At 44.0% G+C, this 21,806-nt stretch carries 9 protein-coding genes; 6 read left to right on the top strand and 3 right to left on the bottom strand.

Annotated features, from left to right (window positions below; translation table 11 throughout):
• The first annotated feature begins 33 nt into the window (after positions 1-33).
• The 6 genes from ACN9MR_RS13385 to ACN9MR_RS13410 all read left to right on the top strand — a co-directional run bounded on the left by ACN9MR_RS13385 (position 34) and on the right by ACN9MR_RS13410 (position 16,910).
• On the top strand, positions 34-10,572 hold the full coding sequence (locus tag ACN9MR_RS13385) for a fibronectin type III domain-containing protein (protein WP_426330167.1): 10,539 nt from the start codon (positions 34-36) through the stop codon (positions 10,570-10,572).
• Positions 10,569-11,078 (top strand): DUF4402 domain-containing protein, encoded by a 510-nt coding sequence (locus tag ACN9MR_RS13390; protein WP_426330168.1) that lies wholly within the window; start codon positions 10,569-10,571, stop codon positions 11,076-11,078. The genes ACN9MR_RS13385 and ACN9MR_RS13390 overlap by 4 nt, the downstream gene beginning before the upstream one ends.
• Before the next feature lie 2 nt (positions 11,079-11,080).
• The gene (locus ACN9MR_RS13395; protein WP_426330169.1) at positions 11,081-13,624 is read left to right on the top strand and encodes an MSCRAMM family protein; all 2,544 of its coding nucleotides are present in this window, start codon (positions 11,081-11,083) and stop codon (positions 13,622-13,624) included.
• 591 nt (positions 13,625-14,215) lie between these two features.
• A complete protein-coding gene (locus tag ACN9MR_RS13400; protein WP_426330170.1) occupies positions 14,216-14,815 on the top strand; it encodes a Crp/Fnr family transcriptional regulator in 600 nt (199 codons plus the stop codon).
• Positions 14,816-14,903: 88 nt separating this feature from the next.
• Positions 14,904-15,431, top strand: a complete 528-nt coding sequence (locus tag ACN9MR_RS13405) for a DinB family protein (RefSeq protein WP_426330171.1) — start codon at positions 14,904-14,906, stop codon at positions 15,429-15,431.
• Between the two features lie 114 nt (positions 15,432-15,545).
• Positions 15,546-16,910 carry an alkyl sulfatase dimerization domain-containing protein gene (locus ACN9MR_RS13410; RefSeq protein WP_426330172.1) on the top strand — a complete coding sequence of 455 codons (1,365 nt, stop codon included), beginning with the start codon at positions 15,546-15,548 and terminating at the stop codon, positions 16,908-16,910.
• 330 nt (positions 16,911-17,240) lie between these two features.
• Here ACN9MR_RS13410 and ACN9MR_RS13415 read toward each other — a convergent pair whose 3' ends face one another.
• The 3 genes from ACN9MR_RS13415 to ACN9MR_RS13425 all read right to left on the bottom strand — a co-directional run bounded on the left by ACN9MR_RS13415 (position 17,241) and on the right by ACN9MR_RS13425 (position 21,432).
• Positions 17,241-17,873, bottom strand: coding sequence for a hypothetical protein (locus tag ACN9MR_RS13415; protein WP_426330173.1), 633 nt, complete (start codon positions 17,871-17,873; stop codon positions 17,241-17,243).
• Between the two features lie 481 nt (positions 17,874-18,354).
• Positions 18,355-19,599, bottom strand: a complete 1,245-nt coding sequence (locus tag ACN9MR_RS13420; RefSeq protein ID WP_426330174.1) for a glycoside hydrolase family 71/99-like protein — start codon at positions 19,597-19,599, stop codon at positions 18,355-18,357.
• Between the two features lie 216 nt (positions 19,600-19,815).
• Entirely contained in the window at positions 19,816-21,432 is a 1,617-nt protein-coding gene (locus ACN9MR_RS13425; protein WP_426330175.1) for an RICIN domain-containing protein, read from the bottom strand.
• Positions 21,433-21,806 lie beyond the last annotated feature (374 nt).

Genomic DNA, 21,806 nt, shown 5'->3' on the forward strand with positions numbered 1-21,806 from the left:
ACAGGCGATGACAATATATAAGCTCTCAGGGACATGAAAAGAACATTTCTATCTATTCTTCTATGTAAAGGTATCCTTATTTTTTTGCTGGCTTCTACAAGTTTGCAGTTAACTGCGCAAACCGTAACCAATTATGTTTTTGCCGGCACAACCGGTACTTTCACGGCTTTATCAAGCCCAATCAGTACTACCGGGTGGACAGGCACAACAGACGATGGCATTTCGGGACTCATCCCCGTTGGCTTTGACTTTTGGTATATGGGCATCCGTTATGATAATATAGCTGCAAGTACAAATGGCTGGCTAACATTGGGTAACCTCCCGACAGATAACATTTATACGAACTCCTTATCTACAGCAGGTAGCCCCCGCCCTGTTATTGCCCCTTTGTGGGACGATCTGGACATCGGGACCACCACCAATGTGACTTATAAAACAACTGGAACAGCAGGCAGCCGCATATTTACCCTGCAGTATCTGAATGTACGATGGTATTATCTTGCAATCGGAAGCGTATGTTCCTTCCAGATAAGGCTTTATGAAAATACCGGCAAGATCGAATACATTTACAGGTCTGATGCTGCTTCAGCGGTTTCCCCCTCAGCCTCGATTGGGATCACTGCTGCTGCAACTGGCTCTGGTAGTTTTTTGTCGGTAAACAATGCCGGAACCAGTGTAAGTTCTACCATTGAAGCAACTGTAACGACCAAGCGGGTGACGGGAAGAACCTATGGCTTTACCCCTCCGGTACCAACGGCTCCGGGGAGCTTGACATTTTCCGGCATAACCAATACATCAATGACACTGAACTGGACGGACCTGTCCTCCAATGAGCGTGGTTTTGTCATCTACCGTTCAACAGATGCCATAAATTATACCTTTATTACACAAACAGCCGTGGCCAGCACCTCTTCCCTTCAATCCGGATTAACGGCCGGCACCACCTATTACTGGAAAATATATGCAGTGTCTGAGGGCGGTTTAAGTATCGTACTTAGTGGAAGTCAGTTACTGGCATGCTCGGGGCCAGCTATTTCGCAGCTTCCCGTTACTGGCTTAATTGCCAATTATAAATTTGAAGGAAATGCAAATGACGCAATCAGCAGCAACAACGGTACATTTCAGGGGATTGTCCCTACCCAGGCTCCAGATCGCTTTAGCAACACGAATAAAGCCTACCTGTTTAATGGTAGCAGCAATTACATTTCAACTGCTAATGCTTATGTAAACCCAGGATCGTTCAGTACTTCTATATGGTTTAAAACTACAACAACTGTCGGTGGGGTGCTGATCGGCTTTTCCAGCATGCAAACAGGCAATGGCGGGAGCCGGGACCGCTTTATTTATATGACCGGAACAGGTGTTTTATATCTGGGTGTCGCCCCCGGATCGGTTAAAAAATATGTGAGTACAGCAACGGCCTATAATGATGGAAACTGGCACCTGGCCACCAGTACACTTGGGGCTGGCGGATTAAAATTATATGTTGACGGCGTATTGACTGCCAGTGATGGTACGGTTACCAGTGCTGAGAGCTACACAGGCTATTGGCGAATTGGTTATGATGATGTCGCTACCTGGCCCAATGAACCCACAAGTCATTATTTCCAGGGCACACTCGATGATGCAGTTATCTATCACAGAGAGCTTAACGCTGCAGAAGTCAGTATATTATATAATTCGCCCGATGGAGCAGGGAGCAATAGCCCGGTTTGTGCCGGCACATCACTTAGCCTTACAGTTACAACAGCTGCAGGGGCTTCGTACTCCTGGACCGGCCCGAACGGTTTTACTTCAAATTTACAAAACCCAGCGCTTACTTTCTCTGCTGCCCACGCTGGCATTTATACAGTACAGGCAACGATGGCCGGCTGTGCAACCCCAGCCGTTGCTTATGTAACCGTAAGCTCAACAAACACCACAGGACAATGGACAGGCAATGTAGATACAGACTGGGCAAATGCAAATAACTGGTGCGATGGACTTGTACCAACCTCAACTACAGATGTCATTATTGCGGCAGGCACAACCAGAATGCCCACAATCAGCAGTAGTGTAAATTGCAGGAACCTGAGCATCAATACAGGTGCAACGCTAACCCTTAACTTAGCAGGTACCCTAAACATTACCGGAACACTGGCAAACGGCGGAACCTTTACCAATAACGGATCGGTCAGTTTTAACGGCACTTCCGGACAACAGACCTTCTCAGGTGTATCTACATTCTATAATCTAATACTTAACAACAGCAGCGGATTACTTTTACCAGCCGCGATCATAGTTAACAATAATCTATCTGTTACAGTAGGTACTTTAACCGCTAATAATTTTAATATCACCATTAAGAGAAACTGGACCAACAATAGCTCGGCTCTAGCTTTTGCTGCAGGAACTTCCACGGTAACTTTCAATGGTACAACCGCCCAGCTGATCAGTGGTACATTTGCGACCTCCTTCAATCATCTTAGCATTGTAAATACGGCTAACATCGTCACTTTAAATACCAATATCAGCCTTAGCGGTAACCTTGCCGTATCCAGCGGCACATTTGATCTGGACGTTTTTACCGCCAACCGGCTTACTCCTGGCGGGATGCTTACTGTATCCAATAATGCCACCTTAAAGATTGGTGGCACTAATACTTATCCGGCCAATTATACAAACAATACATTAGTAGTGGCCAGTACAGTAGAATATTCAGGCACCAGCCAAACTGTAGCCAACCAACCTTATGGAAACCTTAAGCTCAGCAGTTCCGCCGGTGCTGCCATAAAGACTTTTCCGGCAACAGCATTATCCGTAGTGGGTAATTTGAGTAGCATAGTGGGGTTGGGCACTTCAGTTTCATTTACTGCTGCTTCAGTAATTACTGTTAGCGGAAATGTGTCTATCGCCGCCTCCACTACATTCAATGGTGGCATTTATGCACATAATATCGGTGGTAATTGGTTAAATAACGGAACCTTTAACGGCAATACGGGTACAATTATTTTTACAGGCCCGGGGACAACGGTAAGTGGATCCGGTACTCAAAATTTCAACAACCTCACCGTAGCTGCTCCATTGGTCAGTTTTTCAGCTGGCAGCGTGAACTTAGCCGGTAACCTTGCCACCACTGGATCAGGTTCCTTCAGCCAGGCATCAGGCGGAACTTTGTTGATGTCCGGATCAGGAACAACAATTACCGGAACAGATATTGCAGTAGACAACCTGACCGTTACCGGAACCGTGAGTACTGCTGCTTCGGTAATCCTTACTGGTAATATATCCGTGAGCGGCAGCTTTACAGCCAGCACAGGTGTAATTACCATGGCAGGGACTTCAAAAACGATTTCAGGAGCAGGTGCCATGAGTTTTGGTATACTGTCAATATCTGGTAGTGTAACATCCACTGCAAATTTTTCAATATCATCTGGTCTTACCGTCAACGGCAGTTTATCTGCTTCTTCAGGAACTACGACCTTTACAGGGACATCAACTTTAAGTGGAACCGCCAACCTTTTTAATGCAACCGTTAATGGTACTTCATTACAGTTATCGGCAACTTCAATTTTGGGCATTGCAGGTACAATGACTATCACCACTGGTACATTGGACGTGACTTCCTCAGCACCAAATACGGTAGATTTTAACGGTTCAGGCCCTCAGAATATCAATGCCATTACCTACAGCAACCTTACCCTGTCCAATGGAAACACCAAAACGGCAATAGCAGGTTTAACCGTAAATAACAACATGACCATAGCTATCGGTACTACCTTTATTCCAGGGCCCTTTACCCATTCCATTTATGCAAACTGGAGTAATTCAGGCAGTTTTACAGCCGGAACCAGTACCGTTCAATTTATTGGCAATCAGAATTCTAACATCAGCGGTGCCACTACATTCAATGTGCTCACGGTTAACAGCACAACCGCGGCTACAGGCCTGATTTTACAAAATAATGTATCCACGGCTACCCTGAACATGATACAAGGAACCATGGTTACCGGAACAAATACCCTGACCATTACAACGACCAGAACGGGCAACGGGATTATACTGGGCAATATCCAGCGGACCCATGCTTTTACAACCGGCGTGGCCTATGCCTTTGAGGGGCCCGACAATACAGTTAATTTTTCTACTGTTTCATCCGTTACAAGTGTTACGGTATCCATCGTGAAAGGATCAGTTAATGATTTTCCCTTTGGCGGATCGATCAACAGGGCTTACAGCATAACCGTTCCTTCAGGAAGCTATAATGCAACCCTCCGGCTGCATTACGAAGATAACGAACTGAACGGCAGTGTGGAGTCTTCGATGGGATTATGGAATTACAATGGGTCAGTATGGGTTTCCAGCGGCAAAACAGCCAACAGTACGACCAGCAATTATGTGGAACAAAGCGGGTTAACAAACATCACCAACCGCTGGACCTGTTCAGACAATTCAAATGTTGCCCAATGGAACGGAAGCGTTAGTTCCAACTGGAATACCGCCGCCAACTGGACTGTTCTTCAGGGCTCAGCATCGGCACCTCCATCTGTAACAGACATCGTCAATCTGGGCACTATAGCTTTTACCAATCAACCAACGATAAGTAGTGCGGTAAATGTCAAAAACATAAATTTCGGAAGCACACAGGCAGTAATCCTTTCTATGGCAAGTGGCGGTTCGCTCAGTACCGGCGACATCAAGGGAACCTGGGCAAGCAGCATTATACATACCATCAACGCAAACGATCAGTCTATCACCGTTAACGGCGATCTATCGCTTAGTGACGGGGTAACAGGTCATGCCATCAATCTTAATATCGGTACAGGAACAGTAAATGCCGCAGGTGCCTTTAGCCAGTCTGGGGGAGCTAACGTTGTTTTTAATTCAGCAGGAACATTAAGCATTTTCAAGAATTTCAACTATACCAGTGGAACATTCACCGCAGGAAGTGGAACAGTAATTTATAACGGCATAGATAATCAGAACGTTGGACAGGTCAACTATAACCATCTCAGCATTAACAAAGCCGGCGGGGCGGCAGAGATAAACTATGCCATTCATATTGCCGGGAACCTTTTGATTTCCACAGGGGAACTGGACAATTCCTCCACAACCAACATTGCAGGAAATGTAACCATCTCATCCGGGGCAACGCTGCACAACAACAGTATTTTACACATTGGGGGCAACTGGACAAACAGCGGCACCTTTAACGATGATGGGGCAAATGTAATCTTTGATGGTATCGGCCCTCAAACCATCACAGCATCCATCTTCAACAACCTGGAGATCAATAAACCGATAGGCGCACTAGCGGAACTGACAGGAGATGTCACATTAAAAGGAAATCTCGCAGGAACTTCAGGTACCCTTGACATCAAGTCGTTTTTCTTTAACAGGACCACTATCGGTGGATCGGCTATCATTGCCAGTGCAGGCACTTTAATTATTGCAGCTGATAATGCCCCCAATAAATTTTCCAACTACTCCCTTGGACCTGCAAGTACGGTAATATTCAATGGAACAGGCACGCAGCATTTACTCTTACCCGGCCTGGTGTATGGCAATTTAATATTCAGGAATAGCGGGCTTAAAATTCTCTATACCCCTGTTACCGTAAACGGTGATTTAACCATAGAGGCTGCCACTACTTTTGATGGTGGTGCCAATACACTCACACTGAATGGCCACTGGGTCAACAACGGAACCTTTACGCCGTCAACCAGTACGGTATTATGTGCCGGCGTCTCCAAAAACATCACTGGTAATACCACGTTTAATAAAATGACTGTTACTGGCAGCTATACCATTTTAAATAATGTTACCTTCAATGGTTTACTCAATATTACCAGTACCGGATCATTAAACGGTGGGTCAACGATCAGTACAACCCTTCATGGCGATCTGGTCAACAGTGGTGTTTTATACACATTGGGCACGACTACTTTTTCTGGCAACGTTTTGCAAACGCTGAGCCTGATCAACTCCGTTACAACGGTTGCCATAACCGTAAACTTTAACGGCTCTGTTTCACCCGTACTCAACTCTACTTCCACGCCTCAGTTTGGCTTTCTGAATATCAATAATACCGGAGGTGTAAACCCAAGTGTTGGATGGACCGTCTTATATGCACTTACTGTTGGTAGCGGAGCTTCATTTAACGGGGGAATGTCTACCCATAACATCCTTGGCGGATTGATCAATAACGGAACGATGACCAGCAATGGCACCTTTAACTTTATTCCGTCAGTCGCGGCTACAGTCAATATGGGGACTGCTTTCTCAAGCAATGGCACTGTAATTTTCGGTGGAACAGGTGCGTTGACACTGGCCGGCACACCGGGTTCGATCCGTCATGTGGTCATTTCCAATACAAACGCCGTAGGCATAACACCTTCATCTACATGGAATATTACAAATAATTTGACAGTAAATGCCGGATCAATATTAAATGCAGGTGCCTATACGCATACTATTGGCGGTAACCTGTCCAGCAGCGGTACCATCAATAGCGGGACTTCCACTTTCACGCTAAACGGCACCGGTGCCCAGAATATTTATGTCCTGTCAGCTTTCAATAACCTTACGGTCAATAAGGCCTCAGGACTGAGTACCTTATCAGCAGATGCAGCGGTGAATGGAATCTTGAATTTCATTTCTGGAGCCCTGCAAACAGGCAGCTACAAACTCATCCAGCCAGCCTCAGGCAGTATCGCCGGAGCAGCCCAGAATACAGGTTGGGTAAATGGCAAATTACAAAAAAACATAGCCGTCGGCACTACAGGGAAAAGTTTTGAAATAGGGGACGGAGCAAGCTACACTCCGGTTTCACTTGTGTTTTCGGGTGTGACAACTGCTGGCGACCTTACCGTATTTACCAATCCCGTCGATCAGCCCAATATCAGCAGCTCAACCATCAATGCTGCTGAAAGTGTAAACAGATTCTGGACTTTGGCCAACAGTGGTATCGTATTCGTTTCCTGCAGTGCCATCTTCAACTATTTGGCCTCCGATTTAGATGCAGGAGCAAATACAAACGCATTTGTGGTGGGCGCATACAATGGCGGGTTATGGACATACCCAATGATAGGTACCGTAAGCCCGACTAGTGTACAGGTAACTGGACTTACCACATTTGTTGATTTCCAGATTGGCGAAATGACCATTTACATCAAAACCTGGGACGGCGGTGCAGGAACAAGCAACTGGGGCGATGCGGCAAACTGGAATACCGATGGTGTACCCACTGCTACTGATAATGTAGAACTGACCGGTGCCAATATCATTGACATTAACGTAGCAGCCACCACAAAGAATTTACTACTCAACAATACAGGCTTACGGCTGAGCATTAACAGCACAAAATCTCTGTCCGTATCGGGTGATCTTACACTGACTTCAGGTATTTTCAATACGGCAGCGGCCTTTGCAACGGTCTCTGGAACAGTTGATGTATCCGGAGGTACAGTTGGCTTTACAGGAACAGCTGCGCAAACCATCCCTGCTTACAATTACAATAACCTGACCAGTAGCTCAACAGGTAGCCGTACGTTAGCAAACAGTGGCACAATTGGCATCTCGGGAACATTTACCCCAGGTACCAATACTTATATAGTTGCCGGCAGTACAATTGACTTTAATGAAGACGGGGCACAGGTCATCGCTGCAGCCAGTTACAACCATCTTACTTTAAGTAATACAGGCGTAAAAACCTTCAGCCCAGGTATCATTGGTATTGCGGGAATTTTAAGGGTAGCTGGTACTGCAATTCCCAATGCAACTGTCAATTTGGCGACAATCAGTTATAATGGATCAACGGATCAAATTATAACAACAATACCTTACTATAATCTGGATGTAGCAAGTTCCGGCGGTGTGGTCACCATTCTTGATGCGGCAGTTGGCAATAACCTCAGTATTACATCGGGAACAGTGAATATCGGCACAAACGCTACAGTACAAAAAATTATAGCCGGTGGGGCTGTCACAATTGCGGGCGGCTCTACATTTAATGTTGCCGGCACTTCCGATGCAACGCACCTGCTCGCCGTAGGAGGTAACTTCACCAACAATGGCACGATGAATTTGAGACCAGACGCAAACAGTTTGTGTAACACCACATTTAACAAAAACGGCGTTCAGATCCTGTCCGGATCAGGACCCGTTACGAATTTCAACAATATTACCATAAACATGGGAGCGCTCAGTAGCAATTATCTCGATGTTACAGCCACAAATTTCTCTGCTCCTAACGGATTTCTGATATTAAACAACGGGTCCTTTAACCTGAACAGTTCCGGCACAAACATCACTCCCTTTATAACAGATATTGCTACTGATAACTTTTTGATACCCGCTACCGCCGGTTTATGGGTAAATGCAGGCACCAGTAATGCTGTTAATATGAACTGGACAGTAGCCGGCCTGGTTAAAGTTACCGGGGGCGTATTGAATATGGGAAGTGTAGCAGATAATCTCGTTATCCCTCAAAACTCAGGGCACCTGATTGTCAGCGCCGGAAACCTTAACCTCACCTCCGCGATCAGTAACCCCGGCACATCATGGATGCTGGATGTACAGGGCGGAACAATGACTATAAACACCCTTGGAAGCACCACTGCAGGAATAGCACCATTTAACATGGATGTTTCAGGCAGCACTTTCAATATGTCAGGTGGCGCAATAATCCTGCAGAACGCGGGGGGAAGCAGCGGACAAAACCTCGGCTATGCAAACCTTTCAACCACAGGCACTGGTTTTACGGGCGGTAGTCTACAAATTGGAAATGTATCAACAAGTGCCGCCCAGACAATGCAGATCGTCTCCGCAAAACCGGTTTATAACCTGCAGATCAATAGCGCCAATGCCACCGCCCTGCTGCAAGCAGATCTCTCAGTAAGTAATAACGTTACCGTCACTGCCGGGACATTGGATATCAACGGCCAGACTTTAAAAATAGGAGGGGACATTAGCAGCAGTGGCACTTTCACGGTAAACAGCGGAAAGATTGAAATGAATGGCACCCTTGCCCAAACTATACCTGCGGGTGTATTTACAGGTAACCAGATTAAAGACCTTACCATAGCCAATAGCTCCGGCGTCACACTGGCTGGAACCCTAAACCTTGGCGGAATACTATTGGTATCCACTGGGACACTGAGTACTGGTGGATACCTTACTTTGCTTTCGTCTGCCGCCCAAACTGCATTGATCGATGGCACCGGAATAGGTAATGTATCGGGAAATGTGACCATGCAACGTTACCTGGCGGCGGGTTATGGATATAAATATTTCAGCTCGCCCGTACAATCTGCTACCGTAAACAGCTTTGCCAGCATCGTCGATCTCAATGCCACTTTCCCCAATTTTTACACATATATAGAAAACCAGGCAAGTTCCGGTTTTACCCCTTATACAACCGTTACGAATCCACTTGTTCCGATGCATGGTTATGCAGCGGATTTTGGCGCATCGACTGCCCCAAAAACAGTAAGTATAACAGGTGCAGTAAATAACGGCGCGATCTCATCAACCATCTATAACCACAATCAACCCTACTCAGAAGGCTTTAACCTGGTCGGTAATCCTTATCCTTCTCCAATAGACTGGAACGCGGCTTCCGGCTGGACAAAGACAAATATTGACAATGCGGTTTACTTTTTTAACTCAGGCAATACCAGTCAATATACTGGCACCTACAGTACCTATATCAACGGGGTGTCAAGCGACGGCATTGCAGGAAATATTATCGCGTCCATGCAGGGGTTTTTTGTCCATGTAAGTAATGGCAGCTTCCCGGTAAGTGGCACATTTGGTGTTGATAATAATATAAGAGTCAACAACCTTTCACCGGTCTTCCATAAATCTACATTAAGTACAGTACCGAAGCAGAACACACGGCGTCCACGTATCCTACTTAGGCTAAGTGCAAATTTCTCGGATCATGAACATTCCTCAGACCCTTTGATCATCTACACCAGCGATCAGGCCAGTCCTGTTTTTGATAAAAATCTGGATGCGATAAAGCTTATGAACCTGGATGATCAGATTCCAAACCTATATTCTTTAGCCGCCGATGCTTCAAAGCTTGTCATCAATGCCTTGCTAGATCTAGATACACTTACCGTAATTCCATTAGGCTTACAGACCAGTAGGAATGGGACGATTACCTTCAATTTACGCAATACAGAACAATGGCCTAATGCCTTACACATTTACCTGGTGGATGCTGTAACAGGCGCAGTACAGGACCTGCTATTAAACCCCAAGTTCACGATCGGTTTAAATCAGGGCACTTACACTGATCGGTTCTCCCTAAGGTTTAACAAAGTGAATGCCCCTCTTGAAAAAAAGGACGAATACTCCTTGTATGGATCAGGAGGTGCGCTATATGTACACATTAAACTGATAGATGAACAAAAAGGATATTTACTTATCAGTAATTTGATTGGGCAGCGGATTTCAAGGCAGCCCATTAACGGAAATGGAGATTATGAATTACATGGTCTTTCGCCGGATATAGTATACGTCGTTAGTTTTATGACACCAAAGGGCAGGCATTCAAAAAAAATACTTATCGGGGGAAGCAAATGAAGCAATTTTTAATGTTCGCCCTATTGCCATTAGGCTTTTCGGTATATGCACAGCACAGGCCGGAGATACTTGCTATTGAAAATCCTCCGCGCCCGATTTCAATCTATGTTAATCCTGCCCAGGGACTAAGCTTCGGTGCCTTTTACCTGGGTGGCTCTGGCGGTACCGTAATTGTCTATCCGAACGGATCCAGGTCAACCACCGGCAGTATCATCCAGGCAAGCTTGGGATTTTCCTTTTCACCTGCAATTTTTGAAGCAGATGCAGAACCGGGAACCATCATCACGATCAGCAATGGCCCTGATGTAAACTTAACCGGCAGCAACGGAGGTACTCTGAGTCTGCATATCGGCAATTCTGACTTGGGCAGTTCATTTATTGCAACCGCTGTATCTCCCAGCCGCACATTAATCAGAATTGGTGGTACGCTCACCGTAACAAATCCGCTGGCCAGTCCACCTGGAAGTTATAACGGTACATTTTCTGTTACATTTATACAACCCTAACCATGTTAAAGCGATGGTTGCTGATCTTGTTTGTTGTGTACTGCAATATAAATGACTGTAAGGCGCATGAGGTGCCTGAATATGACGAGGTTTCTATTTTTTTAAATGTCCAGCGCATTGGCGGGATAGAGATGTCAGCAGTGATTGTAGACCAGACTGTTTATCTGCCCGTTGGGGATCTGTTTAATTTTCTTGGGATCAGAAACCAGGCCTCTTCAACCATGGATTCCATAAGCGGCACCTTCATCAATCCGGAGGCTAAGTTTCTCATTGACAATATAAAAAATCGTATCAGCTACTTGGGGAAGGTGTACGTATTGTCGCCAAACGACCTGATCACCACTCCAACGAGCCTGTATTTACGGTCTGACTATTTCGGTAGGATTTTTCAGTTAAACTGCCTTTTCAGCTTTCGGAACCTGTCTGTGACCCTCAGTACCGAGCTGGAACTGCCTGCCATACGGGAGATGCGGCAAAAACAGATGCGCGCCAATGTAAATAAACTCAAAGGAGTGTTCCAACCGGACGTTAAGGTTGGTAGAGTCTATCCAGTTTTTCATCTAGGGACGGCCGATTATTCCCTAGCCACCTCCAAAGACAATGTGAAAGGTGCTGAGGATACCCGCATAAGCCTTGGTTTGGGGGGAGTAATAGCAGGGGGCGAGACCAATGTTATTTTGAACTACCATAGCACCGAGCCATTTAAAGAACTGCAGCAATACTATCTTTGGAAATTGGTAGATAATGACCGAAGCTTTGCTAAGCAAATATCTGCTGGAAAAATTTACGGACAGGCAATAGCCACTATTTATGCCCCCATTGTGGGCGTTCAAATGACCAATACACCAACTACCTACAGGAGATCTTTTGGAAGTTATATGATCAGCAACTATACGGAGCCCAACTGGACAGTAGAAATGTATGTCAACAACGTTTTAATCAACTATGTGAAAGCAGATGCCTCTGGTTTTTATACGTTGAATGTCCCCTTGGTCTACGGAAATTCTCTGGTAAAACTCCATTTTTTTGGTTTATATGGGGAGGAACGTTTCAGCGAACAAACCATAACGGTGCCATTTAATTTTTTGCCTCAAAATGAATTTGAGTACACCATTTCAACGGGGATTGTGGAAGATGAGTATCACAGCAGATTTTCTCGTTTCAGCAGCAATTATGGACTTAGTAAAAGGATCACCGTGGGAGCTGGTGCCGAATATCTCTCTTCAATTACCTCAGGAAAAGCCATACCCTTTATCAATACTTCCATGTGGGTGTCTACCAATCTGTTGTTTTCAGCGGAATATGACTATAAAGTGCAGACAAAAGCCGTGTTAAGCTACAATATGTCCTCAGGATTGCAAATGGAAGTTAGTAATATCTGGTACAGTAAAGGACAGACTGCAATCAATAATACTTTTCTGGAAGACCGAAAAGTGAGTCTCTCTTTCCCTTTAAGGGGGCGTGTTTTTTCGGCGTATTCCAGAATTGCATTGGAACAGATTGTACTGCCCGCTTTTAAATACACCACTGCGCAGTGGATGTTGTCGGTAGCACTTGGTTCCTACAGCACCAGTATTAACACTTTCTCCATTTTTATGCCTGGTCACAATCCATACGTATACAGTAATTTATCAATTTCAGCCAGAATGCTTAAAAACATCATATTGACCCAGCAACTTCAGTATGAGTATCTGGAAAAAAAACTGATTGGCGTTAAAACTGAATTGGAAAAACGGATTTTTAGAAATGGTTATGCCAACTTTTCATACGAAAGAAATTTCAGCAGTAACATAACAAATACCGAAATCGGTTTGCGGTGCGATTTCTCCTTTGCAAATACGAAGACATCGGTACGAAAAAGTAATAATGCTGTCAGGTACTTCCAGGCCGTGAATGGCAGTTTGATGTATGACCACAAATCGAAATATATCAATTTCAGCAATCATCCAAATGTAGGTAAAGGGGTTATTGTATTAAATCCATATCTGGATATCAACAGCAATGGACGGCGGGACCCTGATGAACCGAAAGCTACAGGACTAAATATCCGTGTCAATGCTGGACGGATCAAAAAAAACCTTAAGGATACAACCATCCGTATCACAGACCTTGAAGCCTATGCCGTGGTCGAGGTTGAATTAGACCCCTCGGGGTTCGAAAACATAGCCTGGCGACTCCATCAAAAGAACTATAGCATTACAGTAGACCCTAACTCGGTAAAGAGTGTTGAGGTAGCCGTATTGGTCTCAGGGGAAGTTGCCGGAAAGATAAAAACTAAAGATAGCGAGAAAAATCTTGGTGGTATTATACTGCATATTTACAATACACAATCGACTCTTATGGCTAGTACAGTTACGGAAGTGGATGGCTACTTTAGTTGTTTGGGATTAGTACCGGGCAAGTATTTCATACAAATCGACAAGGTTCAGCTCAAGAGGCTTCAGCTTACTACAGCGGTTGACAAAATACATTTCACAATCGTTCCCAGTCAAGAGGGATCAGTAGTAGACGGATTGGAGTTTTTATTATTAGCTACTCTAAATTAATTTTTTTAATACTACTTTTCAAGTTTACCAGTCATGTTACCTGCAGGAAGATAAATTGGCTTCACAGAAGTTTTTTATCTGTTTAGCCGAGTCAGTTCAGTTAAATATTAAGGGCTGCCACAATCGGTGGTTGATTACTTTGTCCAATACTTTCATTAGCCTTGAAATCTGCTTCTAAATCGACTAACTAGAGTCAAACACGCTACTCTCCTTCAGATCAGAACTGGTAGGACCACACCCTATTTTGGCTAAGCCATAACGCCAATGCTTTGAATCTAGACATTAAATACCAACCTTTATCAAATAGCATTTGCACTTAAGAAAGGTCACGTGAGCGATTCGGTGAGTCAATTATCATAAGTGTCTTTTAAACCATATTAGCGAGGGATTTTAAGCTGGGATTCAGTTCCCCCACTCTCCCCCTTGGCGAATATTACATATCTGTGCAATAAATACTGAGAAAACCTGAAAAAGCTATATTCCATAAAGGATTATCTGTCCAACCCTAAGCAGGTGAATTTACCCTTGGTACCTTTTTGGCATTATCATTATCTTTGATCTTTACGGATCAATCTATATATATTTAAGATCTTGGATATCAAAACAAATAGCTATGATGTGCTGATCGCATATTTTAAAACCTATGTTCCTTTAAATAAACTGGAGCGTAATGAAATATTGGGACGCTTTGTAGAACGCAAAATAAAACGTAGGGGATTCATCCTACAGCAGGGGGAAGTCTGTGTCAACTTCTCATTTATCGTTTCGGGATGCCTTAAAATGTACGCCGTTGACCCAAACGGCCGGGAACACAATCTTCAGTTTGCAGCCGAGCATGATTGGATGACCGATCTGAGCAGTTTTTACTCCGAGAAGCCCAGTCAACTTTATATCGAAGCAGTAGAACCATCTATTATCATGCAGATCAGACATAGCGATCTTCTTTTCCTATATTTCCACTATCATAAATTTGACCGGAATTTTAGAATTATGATCGAAAGGAAGTATATCAAACTTCAGGACCGGATCTTAAAGAACATCAGCTCAACAGCAGAGGAACGTTATCAATATTTTTTAGAGCAATATCCCGATCTTTCCAATCGCCTGCCCAATACCCAGATTGCTTCGTACCTCGGGATCACACCTGAATTTTTAAGTAAGGTGCGAAATAGCCAGAATAAAAAAAGCTGAATCTTAAACTATATTAAGGCTATTTCTTAATATAGTTTATTGGCTATTCTTTTTTTTTGAATATACTTTTGCTTAATAGAATTAATTTATGAAAGCAATCAAATTATTTATCCTCTTCTTTATAGTATGTGGCATCAACAGCTCTGCAAATGCGCAGACCGCGCAAGATAAACTCGTAAAAGAATGGGGAAGGGCGAAGGCCTATACCGGAGAATACCTGGAAGCTATGCCCGAATCTGGATACAGCCTAAAACCTACCCCAGAGATGAGGTCCTTTGCAGAACAGATGTTACATCTTACAGATACAGATTACATCTTTGCTGCCGCTGCAACAGGTGAAAGAAATCCTGTAACGGGTTCCCTGGAAAAATCATCGGATCTGTCTAAAGCTAGCATTACCAAACAGGTCCTGGATGGTTATGACTTTGTTATAGCCTGTATTAAAAAAACCAACGCTTCACAATTGGCTGAGAACTTCAAACTTTTTGGTAAATTTGAACTGACCAGGGAAATGGCCCTCCAAAAAGCTTTTGAGCACCAGACGCACCAGCGGGGCCAGACAACTGTCTATTTGAGACTGGCCGGGGTAAAGCCGCCTGCCGAGAAACTATTTTAAATATTTTCAGCTGATATTGGGATAAAATCCCTGGATATCCAGCAAAAGATTATACGTTCCATTTACCCCTGATCATTATCGCTCATTAAACGGACTTCCAAAATAAAATATCAAATGAAAAACAAAAGCTCCCAAATAAAACTTATCCTAAAAGGCCTGTTTTGCCTATTTGTCATGATCAATATCAATACTAATATTGGCTCAGCCCAGGTCTATCCGGGATTTGAGAATCCATCAGATTTTCATCACCAGAAACTTGAACGCAAGAGAGTGGAGTTAGCTCCTGGTGTTTATGCATTTGTTGGATACAACGGCTCTAACTTTGGTGTCATTGTCACCAAAAACGGCTTTATACTTATTGACACCGGAGATGATATCCGTGGCGGGAAAGAGGCCCTTGAAGAGATTAAAAAACTGGCTCCCGATTCCCTGCTAGGAATTATTCTTACCCATAGCCATCCGGACCACCGTCGGGGGGCGAACGCTTTTCTCCAGGGCCGCAAGGGGACCATTCCTGTATGGGGGCATTACAACTTCGGTGCAGAACAAAAAAGTACCGTAGGTCTAGAAAAAGTTGTAGCACAGCGTGCATCCAAACAGTTCGGAATCGGTATTCCTGATAGCATCTATCCCCTCAATTCCATGATCCCACGTTTCCCCAAAGGGGAAACCGGCCCCCTGATATCACCAAACCGCTTCGTGAACGAAGGAAAAACCGAGCTAACAATAGATGGCATCAAACTGGAGCTGTATACCATTCCAGGCGAAAGTGCTGATCACGTGGTAACCTGGCTACCTGAGAAACAAGTGCTTTTTTCCGGAGACCATGTTGTCGGTGCATTTCCCAACCTTTACCCGATACGAGGCGGGACCTACCGGGATATTGAACAGTGGGGCAAATCTGTCCGAAGACTAATGGAATTCAATCCACAGGCCATTATGTTTGGACACAACAATGCAATAGTTGGATCGGATAAAATAATGCCTATGCTCCGTAACCATGCGGAAGCGATTGAATATGTCTACAGTGAAACGATCAAGGGGATGAATGAAGGGAAAACACCGGATCAGCTGGCAGCTGAAATCCATTTGCCCTCACAGCTTGCAAAGGAACCTTACCTGGCAGAGCTTTATGGGGCAATCCCTTGGGCTGTCCGCTCTATATATGCAGCCAAACTGGGATGGTTTGACGGGAATCCTACAGACCTCGTTCCACTTACGCCCATTGAAGATGCAGAAAGGCATGCGAAGCTTGCAGGTGGTAAAGCCAAAATGCTAAGTGCTGCCAAGCAGGCATTAAAGGAACAGGACTATCGTTGGGCTGCCAAACTTGCGGACTACATGCTCCTCCTTGGTGAAGAAAGGGAAGGTAAACAGATCAAAGCATCTGCACTGGAAGGCATAAGCCGGAATATCCTCCCTGTAACTGGCAAAAACTACCTAATACGGTCAGCTATTGACTTAAGAAAGAGTCCATAACTATTTTATCCCATTGTTGGAGGCTTGAGTACCTTAGAATGATATACCATCGGTAAAACTTCATGACAAATGGAGACACGCTTTGGTGAACTTATGATAAAGGACAATTTATATCAGGACCACTTTAAACCTCCAACAATGGGATAAAATATCAAGTTCTTTCTTTTAGAAAGGTAAGACTGGCCTCTATTGTAGGATAGTATCAGAACAGCCCAAACCCTGTGCAAAATACAAACACATGCCGAAATTATTTATTAACTTCATGAGCACCCAGACCTGGGATCAGATTAAGGGTTAGTAACAGATAAAACTGCTGGGGACATTTCGCGTTTAGGCCCTGACTTCATCAAACCTTCCCATATGCTGGGCGAGGGAATCAAAATTTTCCAATTGCCCTTTCTGTATCAGTTGCATCAGTTTAAGCACGGAATCTAGATAAACTTCAAGCTCAGAGATCAGCCCCAACATCTGGGTATGTTCAGGCAGTTCAGATGTGACATATTCCAGAAGTTCTTGCTTAATCGCATCCTCATTGAACAATGGGATGGCCAGAGGATATGAAAAAAGCTTTTCGGCACCGAGGTTTATTTGATTCACAATCTTTCTGGCAGACCTGAAGTTATCGCTATCTGTATCCAAAAAGAAATATTTTAACCTGTGAACACTTTCACCCAGCCTTTCCTGTAAGTGTCTGACCGAAATCAGCACTTTTCTTGTGAAGATAATATTATGTAGGGAAGGTTTATCTCCCATTAGTGCATTTGCAAAGAATCTTATTTCAAGTATTTTTACGCATAAAAAAGCATAAAACATCAGCATATCCTCCCAGCCGTTCAGATCAAAATACTTTTTAAGCTGTCCATTCTGCGCTTCGAAATTACGGATTGACTGCTTTTTATCCTTAATCCGCAAAAGCATTGCGCTAGACTGTTCCAGCATCAAAAAATAGCTACTTTCGGGCATAAACTGCATTTTCGTAAAACTTTTCCAGGGATCTCCCAGTTGGGGACAATCTTAAATAAAATAATGGCACCAAATTGTAAAAACTATATGACGTGTATGCAACCAATAAGTTATTTTCTGGTTACTTCCTTCATCAGATAGCCCTCCTGTTGAAAATAGGCAAAACAGCCCTATTCATTTTTTTATGGGGTACAACTTGCCGGCCAGACCTTGAATATCTGTGTTCAGTATGATAGGGTTATCTTGAGCATAATCTTTATCTATGAACAAAAAAACCAACAGCAGTAATCGGGTACCCATTGAAATTAGTTTCAATCAATAATTGCGCTATAATCCGGTTCCTAAATATACCCCTCATGGATTCTTATAGGATAAAAAACAGACATGAGAACCGTCTAGGACTGCGTTCTCATGTCTGTTAGAGATAAATAAGCGCCTTCAATTAAGGTGCCAAAGGCAATCTTTCTGCTTAGGCCGCTTATTAGTGTGCAGTTGGATGCGTTGCTGTGTATGGTATTGTGCCTTTGATCATCTTCCCACCATCATTGGTCAGCCTTAGATAAAAATCAGACGTAACTGCAACACCATCTGCATCCAGGTTAAGAAAATACTTACCAGCTGGTGCCATTGAGTCATTCTCTGCTGTCTTGAAAATCTGAGTTGCTTCATTCAGCTCATCAAACATCGATATATAGACGCTGTTTACTCCAGAATTTTTTGCTGCAGCGAACTGCGACCACATAAAGTCTCCATGCATTCTTGGAATTTTGTTCTTTGGTTGACCGTTTGTATTGTAAAACGCTGTTCCCGGATAGATATCGGCCTGGTAATCAATACCGCGAGCGTTACAATAAGCCACATCATCTGTAAACCAGCTTTGAAAATTGGTAGTTTTACCTACCATCCATGGCATAATCATATCACATGCATTATATGCAGATTTATCAGTTGCACCTCTCCAGCCCTGTAATGGGGCACCAATCACATAGCATCCCTGAGCCTTGAACCAATTGATTTTTGTTACCCAGTCTGCCATAGTGCCTCTGTCTGATTTCCCTACTCCCCAGAAGCAAACAACTGGCTTGCCATTCTGTCTTGCATAGGCCGAAGAATTGATGTGGGTACTCATCGAGTTAGTCCAGTCCACATCTATGGGATCTGTAGCCTTACAGTCATACATGATATAAAATTTACGTCCATAGACTTCTGCTGAATTTCTTGCTTTAGCCACAACCTGATCAAAGAAATTTTTCTTTGATCCTGCTGCCAGATAGCTCCCAAACCTTTGGAGAGCTGCGCAGTCGATACCATAATCCTGCATCCACTGAAAATGTTTGGCTACAGTCTGAGACGACCATGAAGAAAACATCTTAGCTGGCTGCCCATTGCCAAGATTACCGGTAAAGCCTGGCTGTGACACTCCACCCTGAGGAAACGGTGTCCCCGAATAGGTATTTAAATACTCACGGGTATCCGGCCAGCATTCAAGGTTTCCGTGCTGCCAGGAATTCAAAGGTGAACCATCACCAGAGGCACCGAACCATCCCTGATAACCTACCGTTACCTTTCCTACTACATCGCCGACCGGAGACGCAGCAATCCCTGCAAGGGCAAGTTTATTGTTCAGTGCCGGAACCTGCTCATCAGCTGTTGAGGCTTCCTTTTTGGAACAGCCCATAAATACCGCAAAAGCGGCCGTCAGAACAAACATGTTTGTTTTTTTCATTTTTTTTGATTTGGGTTTATAATTGATTAATTGTACTAATGTTAATAAGGATTTATGAATCACCTGCCCACCAGTGGGCGGTATAACGATGACATCAGTGATCTATCCTATATTGAAAGATAAAACCGTCCGACGGTTCCGTTTACACCTAGCCATGGCATATTTTTTTTACGTAGAAACACCAGGACGTTTCATTACAATAAATAATTTCAATTATTAAGGTGTCTGAAAAGTCCACTGTTGGTTGTTGCCCCCGGTACTGCTCCAAATCTGGACAAGCTCCCCCGCTGTTGTTGAATTATTACCAATCTCCATCATCAGATTGCTCTGAACGCCCTTTATGGTATAATACCCGCCTACACCAGGAGTAATAATCCATTTTTGATTATTACCGCTGGTAGAATTATATAGCTGGACTTTTGCACCGTTAACGGTAGACTGACCGGTAACATCAAGCGATTTCCCGCTCTGTACACCTACAATCCTATATTGTCCCCCGCCTAGAGAGGTCACGGTCCAGCGCTGGTTATTCTGTCCACTATATGTCCATTGCTGAATTGCTGTACCGTTTGCGGTACCCTGTGCCTTCGCATCGATTGCCAGGCCACTGTTCCTGTTGATTATCTTATAGGTTCCGTCAGCAAGTGTAGGGGTTCCATTTATATACGGATCCAGAATAGGTCTGAGCAGGTTGGCGGCCTTGATGTGTCCACTTACATTTGGGTGCAGTCCATCCGAGTAATCAGTTGAGGTCAACCACCCTGTCGTATTTATATAATGAACCTTGTTGTCCCCTGCGGCAATTCTGGCATTTACTGCGGCCAATGTAGGCACCGCCTTTACCCCGATAAAAGTTCTCATTACAAATATCTCAGCGTTTGCAAACTTTGTCCTGATGTTGGCAAGGAAGGTAATGTAGCCGTTCTTGAAAACACTGTCAGGCACCCCCTTGTTGTTATCATTGGTACCAAGATTGACAACAATAAGTCTTGGAGTATACTTTGTAAAATCCCAGTTGGGTGATGAGGTGTACGAGGGATTCTGCAACTTGAAGTACTGTGTGTCCATGCCGGCACTTATCGTATAACCGCTTACAAGTGTTATTCCAGGATAGGCAATCTGAGTATGCTCTGTACCTAACGCTTCCGAGCAGACCCATCCATAGGCTGAGACATTTGCCTGCCCACCTGTTCCCGCTGCGTAGCCAGCAGTTATCGAATCACCTATATATTCGATGATATCGGTAGATACATCCGGAGTACTTGTTGTTGCGCCTGTATCGAGTATAAATCCTTGAAAATTAAAAAAATAATTATAGTCCTTTCCCTGAGCCACCGTAACAGTATGGGTACCACTTGCAAGCGCACTTGGCGTAAGGTTAACAGTACCGGTGGCATTCGGATAGCTGACCCAGGGACCATTGTCTATCTTGGCGTAATAATGGGTCGCAGCGCCCACTTTTATTTTGACCGTTGTGCCGGTAAATTTTACACGCAGATATGCGCCTCCCCAATTACTTACATACTGTGTAGCATTGCTAAAATCCCAACGGCCGAAATACTGGATATTGGGGTCATCAATTGATCCGGTTCCGGGCGGAACTGCCAGGGCTTGTTGCACCAGCCCCTGTGCTTTAGACTTTCCGCTGATCCCGGCACTTGCCAGATCGTCGGGAATTTTACTGCAACGGCAGAGCAAAGTAATCATGCAAATACCTGTAAGGATCTGAATTACCAGCTGTCTGGCAATCTGAATGTTTTTAGGGCTGAGAAGCCCCGATCTGGGGAACCGTGATAGCAGGCTCACACCACTCATTGTGGTTTTGTTCATCATATTTGGTTATGTTTAGGTGTAAGCAAAAAAAGGCATTTGCTTAAACATAAAACTAATCTCAAGTCTTAAAAAAAACTTAAAAAAACCTTAAAAACAGCCTTGATGAACCAAAATATTCCCATGATGTCTTTATAAACCCGAAACAGCCTATTTTCATAGATATGCACAGGATTTTGTTCATCAGAAATCAACCTGAGGGATAAAAAAGGAACACTAAAGATGGTTTCACTTCGAAACAACAATATTTATAACTGAATAAAGGTCCAGTTTCATCACAATAAAGGACAAACCGGGTTGAAAAATAATTATCATGAAAACAGTTTTTATTGAAATCCCGGATTAAGTATATATTTTCCTCCACACTTTTATCCATG

Source organism: Pedobacter sp. R-06, from assembly GCF_049913135.1.
GTDB lineage: Bacteria > Bacteroidota > Bacteroidia > Sphingobacteriales > Sphingobacteriaceae > Pedobacter.

Coding starts and splice junctions, on each gene's coding strand:
- ACN9MR_RS13385 (WP_426330167.1), top strand. CDS start 34: ATGAAAAGAACATTTCTATCTATTCTTCTATGTAAAGGTATCCTTATT.
- ACN9MR_RS13390 (WP_426330168.1), top strand. CDS start 10,569: ATGAAGCAATTTTTAATGTTCGCCCTATTGCCATTAGGCTTTTCGGTA.
- ACN9MR_RS13395 (WP_426330169.1), top strand. CDS start 11,081: ATGTTAAAGCGATGGTTGCTGATCTTGTTTGTTGTGTACTGCAATATA.
- ACN9MR_RS13405 (WP_426330171.1), top strand. CDS start 14,904: ATGAAAGCAATCAAATTATTTATCCTCTTCTTTATAGTATGTGGCATC.
- ACN9MR_RS13410 (WP_426330172.1), top strand. CDS start 15,546: ATGAAAAACAAAAGCTCCCAAATAAAACTTATCCTAAAAGGCCTGTTT.
- ACN9MR_RS13415 (WP_426330173.1), bottom strand. CDS start 17,873: ATGCCCGAAAGTAGCTATTTTTTGATGCTGGAACAGTCTAGCGCAATG.
- ACN9MR_RS13420 (WP_426330174.1), bottom strand. CDS start 19,599: ATGAAAAAAACAAACATGTTTGTTCTGACGGCCGCTTTTGCGGTATTT.
- ACN9MR_RS13425 (WP_426330175.1), bottom strand. CDS start 21,432: ATGATGAACAAAACCACAATGAGTGGTGTGAGCCTGCTATCACGGTTC.